The 13,829-nt window shown below is 63.1% G+C and carries 12 protein-coding genes and 1 tRNA gene; 4 read left to right on the top strand and 9 right to left on the bottom strand.

All coding sequences use genetic code 11. The features are described 5' to 3' along the window. Positions 1 to 26: 26 nt before the first annotated feature. The 9 genes from trmD to smc all read right to left on the bottom strand — a co-directional run bounded on the left by trmD (position 27) and on the right by smc (position 11,203). Positions 27 to 809: a tRNA (guanosine(37)-N1)-methyltransferase TrmD gene (gene trmD / locus CXR25_RS12570; protein WP_009885098.1), complete on the bottom strand. Its 783-nt coding sequence runs from the start codon at positions 807 to 809 to the stop codon at positions 27 to 29. 8 nt (positions 810 to 817) lie between these two features. Further along, a complete protein-coding gene (gene rimM / locus CXR25_RS12575) occupies positions 818 to 1,318 on the bottom strand; it encodes a ribosome maturation factor RimM (protein ID WP_069600462.1) in 501 nt (166 codons plus the stop codon). A 234-nt stretch (positions 1,319 to 1,552) separates the two neighbouring features. Next, positions 1,553 to 1,783: an RNA-binding protein gene (locus tag CXR25_RS12580; protein WP_009885102.1), complete on the bottom strand. Its 231-nt coding sequence runs from the start codon at positions 1,781 to 1,783 to the stop codon at positions 1,553 to 1,555. A 1-nt stretch (position 1,784) separates the two neighbouring features. Beyond that, complete coding sequence (gene rpsP, locus CXR25_RS12585) at positions 1,785 to 2,222, bottom strand: 30S ribosomal protein S16 (protein ID WP_009885103.1); 438 nt, start codon at positions 2,220 to 2,222, stop codon at positions 1,785 to 1,787. A gap of 160 nt (positions 2,223 to 2,382) precedes the next feature. After that, positions 2,383 to 3,990 (bottom strand): signal recognition particle protein, encoded by a 1,608-nt coding sequence (ffh, locus tag CXR25_RS12590; RefSeq protein WP_101583214.1) that lies wholly within the window; start codon positions 3,988 to 3,990, stop codon positions 2,383 to 2,385. Between the two features lie 256 nt (positions 3,991 to 4,246). After that, a complete protein-coding gene (locus CXR25_RS12595; RefSeq protein ID WP_009885105.1) occupies positions 4,247 to 5,467 on the bottom strand; it encodes an ammonium transporter in 1,221 nt (406 codons plus the stop codon). Between the two features lie 212 nt (positions 5,468 to 5,679). After that, a complete protein-coding gene (ftsY, locus tag CXR25_RS12600; RefSeq protein WP_009885106.1) occupies positions 5,680 to 6,822 on the bottom strand; it encodes a signal recognition particle-docking protein FtsY in 1,143 nt (380 codons plus the stop codon). 180 nt (positions 6,823 to 7,002) lie between these two features. Beyond that, positions 7,003 to 7,404, bottom strand: a complete 402-nt coding sequence (locus CXR25_RS12605) for a hypothetical protein (protein ID WP_009885107.1) — start codon at positions 7,402 to 7,404, stop codon at positions 7,003 to 7,005. Positions 7,405 to 7,603: 199 nt separating this feature from the next. Beyond that, entirely contained in the window at positions 7,604 to 11,203 is a 3,600-nt protein-coding gene (gene smc / locus CXR25_RS12610) for a chromosome segregation protein SMC (protein ID WP_101556932.1), read from the bottom strand. A gap of 86 nt (positions 11,204 to 11,289) precedes the next feature. On the opposite strand from smc, the gene CXR25_RS12615 reads away from it, so the two are divergent. The 4 genes from CXR25_RS12615 to CXR25_RS12635 all read left to right on the top strand — a co-directional run bounded on the left by CXR25_RS12615 (position 11,290) and on the right by CXR25_RS12635 (position 13,803). Next, positions 11,290 to 11,362 (top strand) — tRNA-Asn (locus tag CXR25_RS12615). Positions 11,363 to 11,625: 263 nt separating this feature from the next. Beyond that, positions 11,626 to 11,844: a choline/carnitine/betaine transporter gene (locus tag CXR25_RS19220; protein ID WP_009885109.1), complete on the top strand. Its 219-nt coding sequence runs from the start codon at positions 11,626 to 11,628 to the stop codon at positions 11,842 to 11,844. 51 nt (positions 11,845 to 11,895) lie between these two features. Continuing rightward, entirely contained in the window at positions 11,896 to 13,416 is a 1,521-nt protein-coding gene (locus CXR25_RS12630) for a BCCT family transporter (protein WP_338027642.1), read from the top strand. Between the two features lie 102 nt (positions 13,417 to 13,518). Continuing rightward, complete coding sequence (locus CXR25_RS12635; RefSeq protein ID WP_125178233.1) at positions 13,519 to 13,803, top strand: hypothetical protein; 285 nt, start codon at positions 13,519 to 13,521, stop codon at positions 13,801 to 13,803. Positions 13,804 to 13,829 lie beyond the last annotated feature (26 nt).

Below are 13,829 nucleotides of genomic sequence, written 5' to 3' on the forward strand. Positions count from 1 at the left end.
AGGTGAATGCCAACAAACGCGACGATCTATTCTGTCATGGATTCGTCTCCGGACTCAAACCGTTCCACAACGGCACGGTCGTGCTTGTCCAGATCCTGGAGTTCGGCGAGCAGATCGGGCCTGACCTCGGCCGTGAGTTCGAGTCTGCGGTCTCTTCTCCAGCGTGCGATCGCACCGTGATTTCCACTGAGCAGGATGTCCGGTACGTCCCGACCCCTCCAGCTGGCGGGCTTCGTGTAGATGGGGTACTCGAGGAGTCCGTCCTCGTGGCTTTCCTCAGTCAGCGATTCCGGGTTGCCGATGACTCCAGGAACGAGACGGCTGACGGCTTCGATCATCACCATCGAGGCGACCTCTCCCCCGTTGAGCACATAGTCTCCGATGCTCATGGGGCGCAGATCGAAATGCTCGGCCGACCAGTCGATGACCCGCTGGTCGATGCCCTCGTAGCGTCCGCACGCGAACACGAGGTGTTCGGCCTCGGACAGCTCCTCGGCGATGCGCTGATTGAAGACCGGGCCGGCAGGGCTGGGGACAATGAGGATCGGCTTCTGCGGCGTGCCCGCCCCCGCAGCCTTCGGCTCGTCGAGGATGTTCTCGAGGGCCAGCGCCCAAGGCTCGGCCTTCATCACCATGCCCGCACCCCCACCATAGGGTGAGTCATCGACGGTGTTGTGCCGGTCGAACGTGAAGTCGCGCAGGTCATGCACTGTCAAATCGAGCAGCCCCTGGTCGACGGCCTTGCCGATGAGTGAGAGCTGAAGCCCGGCGAGATACTCCGGGAAGATGGAGACGACGTCGATCTTCATGCCGGTACTCACGAAGCGTCGAAGAGACCGGCCGGAGGTGTGACCTTGACCCACCCGGCCTCAACATCAACCTCGGGCACGATCTCCGTGACGAAGGGAATGAGTGCCTGATGTCCATCGACGTGCTTCATATGTAGCAGGTCCTGGGCGGTGCCGTTGGTCACATCGACGATCTCTCCGACCTGCGTCTCACCGTCGAAGACCCGGAGTCCGATAAGGTCCTCAAGATACCAAGCATCGTCTTCGACCTCGTCGTCCTCCTGGTCGCTGAGGATCAGGGTATTGCGGATCTCCTCTGCCCGGTTGCGATCGGGGACCTCGTCGAAGGTCAGCAGCAGACGGTCCCGGTGCCACCTCGCGGTCCTCAGCGTCAGCTCACCGATGTCGGGATCAGTGGAATAAGTCTGTCCGGGAACGAGTCGTTCGTCGGGTCGGTCCGTGCGCACCTCGACGGTGAACTCACCTTTGATGCCGTGCGGCTTGCCCAACCGGGCGATCACCGTGTCCATGCTGCTCCTCGTGTTCGTGGAAGTGCTCAAGTTCGTGTTCGTGAAGACGCAGGTGCCCCTCCAGATGCGGGCGCGCATTCACTTCAGTCACACAGTTTAGTCCGCTGATCCGTCGCTCGCGGCAGTGGCCACAGCAACGCTCACCTGCAAGCCGGCGAATACGCCAGCACGCCAGTGAATACAGGAAAGGGGACACGGCGATGATTCGCCGTGTCCCCTTTCCTGATGAAGGTGTTACGCCTCGATGAGGTCCACTCGCACCGACTCACGGCCGGCAAGAGAGTTGATCACGGTGCGCAGAGCCTTTGCGGTTCTCCCCGCGCGACCGATGACACGACCGAGGTCTTCGGGGTGAACCCGGACCTCAAGCGTGGTCCCGCGCTGTGACGAGCGGGATCGAACTGCAACATCGTCTGGATGATCGACGATGCCGCGGACCAGGTGTTCGAGCGAATCAGCCAACATGTCAGGCTTCAGCGCTCTCTTCGGAAGCAGCAGGTGCAGCTTCTTCAGCAGACTCAGCAGGTGCTTCCGCGGCCTTGTCCGAACCCTTAGGGGTGATAGCTTCCTTGATGACGGAGCCAGCGGTGGGAGCCACGTAGGCTTCCTTCTCCGGCTGCGGCTTCACAGTGTTCACTGCTTCGCCGACGCCGGTGTGCTTCTGCCAGTCACCGGTGAGCTTGAGCAGGGTGCGAACCTGATCGGTCGGCTGAGCGCCGACGGAGAGCCAGTGCTGTGCACGCTCCGAATCGATCTCAATGACCGAAGGGTTGCGTGTCGGGTGGTAGATGCCGATCTGCTCGATGGCCTTACCATCACGACGTGTACGCGAATCAGCGACAACGACGCGGTAGAACGGTGCACGGATCTTGCCCATGCGGGTCAAACGAATTTTGACTGCCACTTTAGTGGTGTCTCCTTTTGTCTTTAAGTTGCACAGAGGTCCCAGAAGAATCGTGGGGTTGATCTGCCGGAATCTGTGACCTGGACTATCACTCCGGGGCGGAAGAGAGGGCCCGCACCGGTAGCAAAAGTACAAGAGTCAATTGTGCCAGAAAGCCCTATTACTTTCCACCTGGGAACATTCCGCCGAAGCCCTTGGGCAGGTTCTTCATATCGAACTCTTCGTCACCGTCGAGATCGACTCCCCCGAAGGCCGAACCGACCGGATCCTTCGTCTTACCGGCCTTCTTATCTTCAAGGGCCTGAGCCTGCTGTGCCCGCTTGGCCGGGTTGCCCGACTGACCGCCCTTGCGGCCCTTCTTCTTGCCCACGGCCTTCTTCTTGCGGTTGGCTCCGCCACCGGGCATTGAGCCCATGCCGGGCATACCGCCCATGCCCGGCATACCGCCTCCGCCCGGCATACCTCCGCCACGGGTCATTCCGCGCATCATCTTCTGCGCCTGAGTGAACCGCTCCATGAGCTGGTTGACTGCGGTCACCGTGGTGCCGGCACCCTTGGCGATGCGTGCACGGCGCGAGCCGTTGAGGATCTTCGGGTTGGTGCGCTCTGCCGGAGTCATCGACCGGACGATGGCCTCGACCCGGTCGACTTCGCGCTCGTCGAAGTTCTCCAGCTGGTCTTTGTACTGGCTCATACCGGGCATCATGCCCAGCATCTTCTTCATCGAGCCCATCTTCTTCAGGCCCGACATCTGAGTCAGGAAGTCATTGAGATCGAAGTCCTCACCGGCCTCGACCTTCTTCTGGAGCTTTGCGGTCTCCTTCTCATCGAAGTTCTTCTCGGCCTGCTCGATGAGGGTCATGATGTCGCCCATATCGAGGATCCGGTCAGCCATCCGGTCAGGATGGAACTGCCCGAACTCCTTCATCGACTCACCAGTCGATGCGAACATGATCGGCTTCCCGGTCACCTCGGCGACGGACAGCGCGGCACCGCCACGTGAGTCACCATCGAGCTTCGAGAGCACGACACCGGTGAAGTCGACTCCTTCGAGGAAGGCCTCAGCAGTCTTCACCGCATCCTGACCGATCATCGCGTCGATGACGAAGAGGACCTCATCTGGGTTGACCGCGGAACGGATGTCCGCAGCCTGCTGCATGAGCTCTTCGTCGATGCCGAGTCGACCGGCGGTGTCGACGATGACGACGTCGTGGAGCTTGGCCTTGGCGACCTCGAGCGAATCCGTGGCCACCTGCACCGGGTTGCCGACGCCGTTGCCGGGTTCTGGTGCATAGACGAAGGCGCCCGCACGTTCACCGACGATCTCGAGCTGATTGACCGCGTTGGGACGCTGCAGGTCGGCTGCGACGAGCATCGGACGGTGGCCTTCGGACTTCAGCCAATAGGCGAGCTTGCCGGCCAAGGTGGTCTTACCCGCACCCTGAAGACCGGCGAGCATGATGACCGTGGGTGGTCGTTTCGCATAGTTGAGGCGACGGGTCTCCCCGCCGAGGATGCCGACCAGCTCATCGTTGACGACCTTGACGACCTGTTGGCCCGGGTTCAGTGCACCCGAGACCTCTTCGGACAGGGCCCGCTCGCGGATGCGTCCGGTGAATGCACGAACGACCGGCAGGGCGACGTCGGCGTCCAGCAGGGCGCGGCGGATCTCGCGGATGGTGCCATCCACATCGGCTTCGGACAGCCGGCCCTTGCCGCGCAAGTTCTTGAACGTCGCGGTGAGCCTGTCGGAGAGAGAATTGAACACGTACAAGCCTTCTTCACGATAATTGGTCGACTCCCTAGCCTAACAACTCAGTAGTGTCCGACTGAAACCGAGAATGCTGGGAAAGCGCCCACAACCGCCTCACCCCAGAACCTGTCGACTGCGCTGAGATGACTGATCGCCTCGGTGGGGTGGCTGCTTCCACCCCACCGAGGCGATCGGTGAGTACGCTCACGCACTCCCCCTCACCGAGGCGGCCGGCGAGACCGACCGACCCCCTGGCGGGAGATTTCGGGGCTCAGCGGAACGAGTAGGCCTGCTCCGCGTGTTCGAAGGCATCGATGCCCGCCAGTTCGTCTCTGGGATCGATGCGCAGCCCCATGGTCTTGCGGAGGACGAGAGCGATGACCAAGGTTACGACTCCGGCGTAGATCAGGGCGACGAGTGTGGCCACGATCTGGGACACGAGAAGCCCCAGCCCTCCACCGTGGAAGAGACCCGCGGCCGAATCTGGACTCGGAACCGCGAAGAGGCCGATCATCACGGTGCCGATGACACCGGCGACGAGGTGGACGCCGACGACGTCAAGAGCATCGTCGTAGCGGAGGCGGTTCTTGGCCTCCACAGCGAGCACAGCTCCAGCTCCTGCGGCGATTCCGATGATGACTGCCGCGTACGGTTCGACATTTGCACAGGCTGGGGTGATGGCCACGAGGCCGGCGATCGCGCCGGAGACGCTGCCGATGCTGCTGGGGCGAGTCGCCCGAATTCTCTCGATCGCGATCCAGGTGATCATTCCGGCAGCTGGGGCGGCGAGGGTGTTGACCCAGATCAGCCCGGCCTGTTCGATCGTCGAGGCGGCTCCCCCGTTGAACCCGAACCAGCCGAACCACAGCAGTGCCGCGCCGAGAACGGTGATCGGAATGTTGTGGGGCTTGTGTGGTGTCGAATAGCGAGCCCGGCGCCCCATGACGACGACGAGCACGAGGGCCGAGATCCCGGCATTGATGTGCACGACCGTGCCACCGGCGAAGTCGATCGCGGGCCCGAAGGCGCTGCCGATCGCACCCGATTCGCTGAGCAGTCCGTCACCCCAGACCATGAAGGCCAGAGGGCAGTACACGAGGGTGACCCACAGCCCGGCGAAGACCAACCAGGTGGAGAACTTCGCCCGATCAGCCACGGCACCGGCGATGAGTGCGATCGCGATCATTGCGAAAGTGGAGCCATAGCCGATGGAGATGAGGGCTTCGGGTTCGTTGGCGACTGCGTCGGCGAGGCCGATCTGGGACAGCGGATTGCCGAAGATCCCCAGCACCGAGTCACCGGAGCTCAACCCATATCCGAAGAGGACCCAGACGAGCCCGCCCATCGCCATTGCCGAGAACACCATCATCATCATGTTGATGCTCGAGGTGATTCGGGTCATTCCGCCGTAGAAGAAGGCCACACCGGGGGTCATGAGCAGGACCAGACCGGCCGCGACCATCATCCATACATTCACTGCGTCGAGTTCCATGTCGTCTCTTTCGTGTCTCTGTCGGCTCCGATTAGAACCGAACAGTGACAGTGTCCATGACGGATGTCACACCTGAGAGTCGATCATGTTTCCAACATGTTACACGGACGCTCTCACAGGGGGATATTGCCGCATTCGCCTGCGGAGATGATGGAGCCTGCGCAGTGCCGATTGAGTCACCGCGACGACGGAGTCTCTGCGACGAAGCGGAGTCAGTCGAGGAGTGCGTCGACGAAGCCCTCAGCGGTGAATGGTGCCAGATCATCGGCGCCCTCACCGAGGCCGATGAGCTTGACGGGAACTCCGAGCTCACGCTGAACGGCCACGACGATTCCGCCCTTGGCCGTGCCGTCGAGCTTCGTAAGCACGATGCCGGTGATGTTGACCGCCTCGGCGAAGACCTTCGCCTGCTGCATTCCGTTCTGACCGGTCGTGGCATCGAGGACGAGGAGCACCTCGTCGATTTCGTGCCCCTCACCCAGGGGACGAGTCGCGACACGTTTGACCTTGCCGAGTTCGTCCATCAGGCCGATCTTGTTCTGCAGGCGTCCGGCCGTGTCGATGAGCACGACGTCGGTGTTCTCCGACTTGCCGCGTTCGACGGCGGAGTAGGCCACGGAGGCGGGGTCTGCGCCCTCCTCACCGCGGACGGTTTCGACTCCGACGCGTCCGCCCCAGGTCGACAGCTGCTCTGCAGCCGCGGCGCGGAACGTATCGGCTGCGCCCAGGAGCACGGTCTGGTCTTCGGCGACGAGCACGCGGGCGATCTTGCCCACGGTTGTGGTCTTGCCGGCGCCGTTGACGCCGACCACGAGCATCACTGCTGGGTCGTCGCCGGTGCCTGAGACCGCGAGCTCGCGGTCCATGGTGGGGTCGACCAGCTTGATGAGCTCCTCGCGCAGCAGCCCTCTGACCTCTTCGGGTTCGCGGGTGCCGAGGACCTTGACGCGTTCGCGCAGCCGGTCGACGAGTTCGGTGGTCGGATCGACTCCGACGTCGGCGAGGATGAGCGTGTCTTCGATTTCCTCCCACGTCGATTCGTCGAGGTTGTCACGCGAGAGCAGACTGAGCAGTCCGCGGCCCAGGCCGGAGTTGGACTTCGCCAGGCGTTCGCGGAGGCGAACGAGTCGGTTCGCTGGTTCGGTGGGAACCTCGGAGCCGCGAGTCGCCTCCTTCTCCTTGGCGACCGCCTCGGAGATGTCGTCGATCTTGAGTTCGCCGGTGACATCGGCGTCGATGCTGCGCCGGTCGCGCAGCCCCTTCCGCTTGGCGTTGACGCGCAGGGTGAAGCCCAGCCCGACGACCAGCATGAAGACGATGGCTGCGACGATGAGCAATACGATCGGCTGATCCATTGACGTACGTCCTCCTTTGAGTACCTTTGCAGGCCCCACGTTCTCACGTGGCGACCGCCGGTCAAGGGTGCAGTCCTGGTTCCGTTGCGCGCATCAGCCCGAGACCGTTGTCGCGTTCCGGTGGCCCGCACCCAGCGCCCCGTTGTCTCGGGGCGCGTGTGATGATGTCGTGTTGTCCGGTCAGGAACCTCGGCTGCCGAAGAGCAGACCGGCTGTGGTTCTCCATCCGGTCCCGGATTCCGGGATCTTCCAATGGCGGGTGCGCGGTCTCACGGTCAGCAGAGACGGCGCTGCGTGCCGGCGCGGCTGCGGCCTGAGCACGTAGGAATGGTCCCGGATCGCGGTGACGGCGGCCTGTTCCCGAGTCGCGAGATGGGAGGTGCCGTCATCATGTCCGAAGAATTCGTGGACCTCGTCGTCGTAACCGGTCCATTGTCCCGGCAGTCGAAACCGCTGCACATCGGAGGAGTACTTCAGGCGACCTTCGGCCCTCAGCCCCGGCAGTGCGACAAGGAGCACGACGATGAGGGCGAGTGCGAACGATACGGCGAGTCCGACGATGACGACGAGTACTGCATTCATGCTCTCGAGTCACCTCGTGATTCAGCCGACTCGGCCATGGACGTCCCGCTCCTCAAGCTTTTCGATAATGCTTCCCTGTGCTCAAGTCTATCGTCCAAACACACGACATTTGTGCTCAGGGGCCGTGAGCCTGTTGGAGAATTTCCTGGGACTCCCCTGGACATCCCTGCCAAATCGGCGTCTGACGAAGGTCCGCCGATCATGGGATCCGCTGCGAGATGACCTTCGACACACCGTCCCCATGCATCGTCACCCCGTAGAGTGCGTCGGCGATCTCCATCGTGCGCTTCTGGTGGGTGATCACGATGAGCTGGGAGGAATCCTGCAGCTCCTCGAACACGGTGAGCAGGCGGGACAGATTGAGATCGTCAAGGGCCGCCTCGACCTCGTCCATGACGTAGAACGGGCTGGGCCTGGCCTTGAAGATCGCCACCAGCATGGCCACAGCGACCAGTGACCGCTCCCCGCCGGAGAGCAGCGACAGCCGTTTGACCTTCTTGCCCGCCGGCCGGGCGTGGACATCGACGCCGGTCGTGAGCATGTCATCGGGGTCGGTCAGGCTCAGTGAACCCTCACCGCCGGGGAACAGTCGGGAGAAGATGTCCTCGAACTCCCGCGCGGTGTCCGCATAGGCTTCGGCGAAGACCCGTTCGACGTGCCGGTCGACCTCGTCGACGAGCTTCATCAGGTCCTTCCTCGAGGTTTCGATGTCGGTGATCTGCTTCTCGAGGAACTGGTGCCGTTCCTTGAGCGCCTCGTACTCCTCGAGCGCCAGCGGGTTGACCGTACCGATGCGTTTGAGTGCGGCAGTCGCCTGCTTGTGTCTCTTCTCCACCTCGGCCCGCACATAGGGCCGTTCCTCTTCGTCCTCACCGAACGCAGGAACCGGAGTATGGGGACCGTAGAGTTCGACCAGCCGCTCCAGGCTCAGTCCCGTCTCCTCCCCTGCCCGGTTCTCGATCTCCTCGAGTTTGAGTCGGAACCGCTCCTTCGCGAGTTCGGCTTCCGCCGCGGCATCTTTGAGCCGCTGCAGCTCGGTGCGCGTGGTGCCCAATTCCTCGCCGAGGTGGCCCTTCTCCTCCCGCATCTGCCCGCGCTCTTCGACGAGGACCTGGATCTGGGAGGCCAGTTCGGTCACTGTCGTCTCCGCGAGTGCCGTCGCGTTCTGTGCGGTCTCGACGATGAGCACCGCCGAGGCCGCGGACCGCTTCTTGCGGGCGATCGTCCGCTGCGTCTGTTCGCGTGCGCTTTCTTCGGCTGCTGCCTGTCGCAGCAGGGAGTCGACCCTGTCGGAGAGGAATCGTGCCCGGTCCGTGGCTGCCTTGTGGCTGATGCGGGTCTCGATGACGTCTTCGGAGGATTGGGAGACCTGTCGGCTCAGTTCGTCGCGGTCCGTGGTGTCGACGACCTCTTCGACGTCCCCTGCCCCGGCGAGGGCGGATTCGGCCGTGCGGGCATCACGTTCGGCCGTCTCCAACCGTGTCGCAAGCTCCACCTCGTTGTCCTTGGCCCGTTGCAGGCGGGTTTGGGCTGTGGTGATGTCGCTCGTGATTCGTGAGACTTCTTCGCCTGCGGCCATGATCGCCGCATCCGAGGAATGCAGCTTCTCAAGCGCCGCGGCGGCCACTGTCTTCGCTTCGGTGAGCTTCGCGGCGACCCGATCGATGTCGGTCTCGACTCCGCTGTGAGCTGTCTGCAGTTCGGAGATGGAGGCTTGGGTCTCCTCGAGCGCGGTCTGCGAGGCCAACCGCGTCCCCGAGGCGGTGCGTGCCCGACTGACCCGCGTCGCGGTCACGATCTCCCCGTGGATGGTCACGGCGGTGAGTTCGGGATGGGAGTCGATGACGGACAGCGCACTGCCGGCATCGTCGACGCACACGACCGTCTCCAGCGCAGCGTTGAGGAGCTGGGTGAGCTCGGGGACATCGCTGCTGACGACCTCGGTGAGCCACCGCACTGTCGACTTACCGTCGGCAGAGCCGGTGAGCGTGGGCAGTGCCCGCGACTTGGCCATCGTCTCGGCTGTCGGGTTCGCCCCCTTGCCTGCGCTGGACTTGCCCGCCGCTCCCCCGCGTGACCCCGCACCGGCGGGAATCGTGAGATGGACGTTCGTGTCCTCGCCGAGGTGGTCGAGCACTGTCAGCGCCACCTGGCCGGAGTCGACGAGCACACCGGAGACCGTGTTCGACAGAGCAGCGGCCACGGCCATCTCGAACCCGGTGGCCACGCTCAGTCGTTCGGTCACCGCCGAACCGACACCCGGCAGATCGGCGTTGAGGATGTCTTCGAGGTCGGCTTCCAGCGCGGTGCCCAGTGACAGGGCTTCGGCCCTGGCCTGCGCCGAGGCCAGCTCGGAGGCCGTCTTCGCCTTCTGTGCGCGCAGACCCTCGAGTTCAGTCTCCAACGACGTCGCAGCTTCGTTGGCAGACTCGTATTCCGTGTCGAGTTCGGATTCCCCGGCTTCGACCCCTTCGACGGCGGCTTCGGCTGTGGCCAGTTCCTCGCGGCGTTCGGCGATGCGGGCCGATGCGGTGTCGATCTCCGTCCGGTTAGCTTCGATTCGGGCTGTGAGGTCGCTGATGCGCTCACGCGCCTGGGAGCTCTTCGACTGCAGTGCCGACCGGTTCTTGATCGCCTCGGTGATGGCCAGTTGTGCCGCTTTGACCTCGTCATCGGCCTTCTTCAGCGCCAGAGCGAGTTCTTCCTTGCGCATCTGGCTGCGGTCCAGTGCTGCTGCGGATTCCTCCACTGCAGTCTCCGCGGTGCCGAGCTCTTCCCGGTGATGCTCGGCTTGGGATCTCAGCTCTTCCGGTGATTTCGATTCGCGGCGGCCCAGGCTCGCGACCTCGGAGAGCAGGTGTGCGCGTTTGTCCTCGGCGCGCTGGGCGATCCCTTTGGCCCGCACGATCTGGGTCTGGGTGCGCGACTCTGCGGTGCGCAGGTATTCGAGTTCGGAATCGAGCGTCCCCAGGCGTGATTCGATCTCCTGCAGCCGCTCTTCGGTGCGGGAGCGGCGATGTTCGAGGTCGCTGATGCGATCGCCTCCGTCCTCGCCGCCGGCGCTGGCGGTCGAGGCCAAAGAGGACTGCAGGCGCACCGTGTCATCGGCGAGCAGTCGTGCTGTGGAGTCGCGCAGTGTGGCTTGGACCGTGGCGGCCTTCTGTGCGGCCTCCGCCTGCCGGCCCAATGGCCCCAGCTGGCGGTTGAGTTCGGTTCGCAGGTCAGAGAGGCGATCGAGGTTCGTCTGCAGACCCGTGAGTTTGCGCACAGCCTTGTCCTTGCGCCGCCGGTGCTTGAGGACGCCGGCGGCCTCTTCGATGAAGCTGCGGCGCTCGATCGGATCCGCGTGGAGGATCGCATCGAGACGACCCTGGCCGACGATGACGTGCATCTCCTTGCCCAGGCCCGAGTCGTTGAGCAGCTCCTGGATATCAAGGAGTCGTGCCGGTGTCCCGTTGACGGCGTATTCGCTTCCCCCTGTGCGGAAGAGGGTGCGTGAGATCGTGACCTCGGTGTAGTCGACGGGGATGGCTCCGTCGGTGTTGTCGATGGTCAGGGTCACCTCGGCGCGGCCCAATGCCTGGCGTTTGGAGGTGCCGGCGAAGATGACGTCGTCCATCTTGCCGCCGCGCAGATTCTTCGCTCCCTGCTCGCCCATCACCCAGGACAGGGCGTCGACGACATTGGACTTGCCGGATCCGTTGGGGCCGACAACACAGGTGATGCCCGGCTCGAATCGGAGAGTCGTCGCCGAGGCAAAGGACTTGAATCCTCGCAGGGTCAGGCTTTTGAGATGCATTGTCCACCCAGCATATCCCGAAGGAGTTCCAACAATTCTCGAATCTTTTGATAGAGTATTTCCTCGTGCGCCGAAATCGGCGTCTTTCCTCCGTAGCTCAGTTGGCAGAGCATTCGACTGTTAATCGAAGGGTCGCTGGTTCGAGCCCAGCCGGGGGAGCTGATCGAGGCCCCGTCGTCCGCGACGGGGCCTTGACCATGTCCGGGCAGAATCGTCGGCACCATGGCGAAGTCTGACCCCGTCTCGCATCTCAGCTGAAATGATCTTTGGTGTGAACCGATAGGAAACTGAAAAATCGGACTAATTTGGACTCAGCGCCCCAATCGGCCCGGTGACAATCAACGCCGTCCATGAACAGGAAGGAGCGCCGACCGGGACCGGCCGCGGACTTACTGCGGCCACGCTGATCGGCAAGCATCCCTATGAGCAGTGAAACGACAAAGACTCAGGAGCTGATACGGCACCTGAAGAATCCGACCACGAAGCAGAAGCCGCTCATCCGCAAGGGCGTCGACAAAGTGGTCTTCTTCACGGCAGGCGTCCTCGCAGTCGGCTTCGTCGTCTGGGGCTTCCTCTCTCCGGACAGCCTCGGTGCTGTGGCAGGAACTCTGCTGACCGGCGTGATGGACAACTTCGGCTGACTCTTCGTCATCGCCGCCACCGTCTTCACGATCTTCGTCATCATCGTCGCCCTGTCCAAGTTCGGGCGGATTCCGCTGGGCCGAGACGATGAGAAGCCGCAGTTCAAGACCTCATCGTGGATCTCGATGATGTTCGCGACCGGTATGGGCATCGGTCTGGTGTTCTCCGCGGTCGGCGAGCCTCTCTTCTTCTACATGTCTCCCCCGCCGAACACGGTCGATGGTTCGACTGCGGAGGCCATGGGCACCTCGATGGGTACCACGCTCTTCCACTGGACCCTCTACCCCTGGGCGATGTACGCGATCGTCGGACTCGGCGTCGCCTACGGCTCCTTCCGTCTGGGACGCTCCCAGCTGTTCTCGTCGATGTTCACCCCACTCTTCGGTGAACGTGCGGTCAACGGCGCCGGCGGCAAGGTCATCAACATCCTCGCGATCCTCGCCACGCTCTTCGGCTCGGCCTGTTCACTGGGTCTCGGTGCGATCCAGATCGGCGGAGGCATCGAATCGGCTGGCATCATGTCCGATGTCTCCTCGCCGATCCTCGTCATCATCATTGCGATCCTCACCGCAGCCTTCGTCGCTTCGGCCGTATCCGGTGTCGCAAAGGGCATTCAGTGGCTGTCGAACATCAACATGGTCCTGGCGATCATCATCGCCCTCATCGTGTTCATCGGCGGACCGACTCTGTTCATCCTCAACGTCATTCCCTCCTCTCTCGGTTCGTTCATCCAGGATCTGCCGCAGATGGCGTCGCGGACCGCAGCCAACGGCCAGGACGTCAACACCTGGCTGTCCTCGTGGACCGTCTTCTACTGGGCCTGGTGGGTCTCATGGTCACCCTTCGTCGGCCTCTTCATCGCCCGCATCTCCCGCGGTCGCACCGTGCGTCAGTTCGTCCTCGGCGTTCTCATCGTTCCTTCGGTTGTCTCGACAATCTGGTTCGCGATCTTCGGTGGCGGCGCCATCGGCATCCAGGAACGTGCTGAGCGCGGCGAAGGCACCGTCAAGGCCTTGGCGAAGATCGTCGACGGGGAACCGGACATCAACATGGATACGATCCTGTTCGATCTCCTCGGCGCTCTGCCGCTGCCCAACGCCATTGCCATCATCTTGATGGTCGTCACGGTCATCCTCATCGCGATCTTCTTCGTCACGGGTGCCGACTCCGCGTCGATCGTCATGGGCACGCTGTCGGCCAACGGCCGCGAAGAGCCCGGCAAGGGCCTCGTCCTCTTCTGGGGTGTGGCTACCGGTGCTGTGGCAGCGGTGATGCTCCTGGCTGGAGGTTCCGACCCGGCCGAGGCTCTCGAGGGTCTGAAGAACATCACGATCGTGGCGGCATTGCCGTTCGTCATCGTCATGCTGCTGTTGTGTGTGGCCGTCTGGAAGGACCTTTCCCGAGATCCGCTGATCATTCAGGGACAGCTGGCCAACCACGTCCTCGAGCAGTCGGTCGCCACGGCCGTCAACGAGTACGACGGTTCGGTCTTCGGACTCGAGACCTCTGAGCTGCCGGCCGAGGACATCGAGAACGACTCCGACGACGATACAGGCACAAGCCAGAGCTGACCTTCCGGTCACCAACGGTCCGAGGGCCGGGTACTGCTCCGAACGGAGCGGAACCCGGCCCTCGTTCTCGTTCCCGGCTGGCCACCGCTATATTCTGTGTGTATGGATTCGATGACCGGGCTGAGCAGCATTCTGCAACGCTTGGAATTCCAGGGCAGCGTGACGTTGCCCGGTCGACCGTCCGAAGCGCTGTCTCGTTGGCGACGGAAGAGAAGCATTGCCATCGGAATCTCGTTCGCAGCAGCCGGCGCTGGAGTGGTGCTGATTATCATCGGTGCCATTGTCCGCGATGTCGGATTCTGGTCTCTCAGCATCATCGTCGGCGCGTTGCTTGGCGTGCTGGGTCTGTTTGTCGGAGTGATTCTCGTCGGCGTGGGTCTGCTCTAGCGTGAGCGCATCGCCTCCGAGAAACT

This window comes from Brevibacterium aurantiacum, assembly GCF_003932995.1.
In the GTDB taxonomy this organism is placed as follows: domain Bacteria; phylum Actinomycetota; class Actinomycetes; order Actinomycetales; family Brevibacteriaceae; genus Brevibacterium; species Brevibacterium aurantiacum.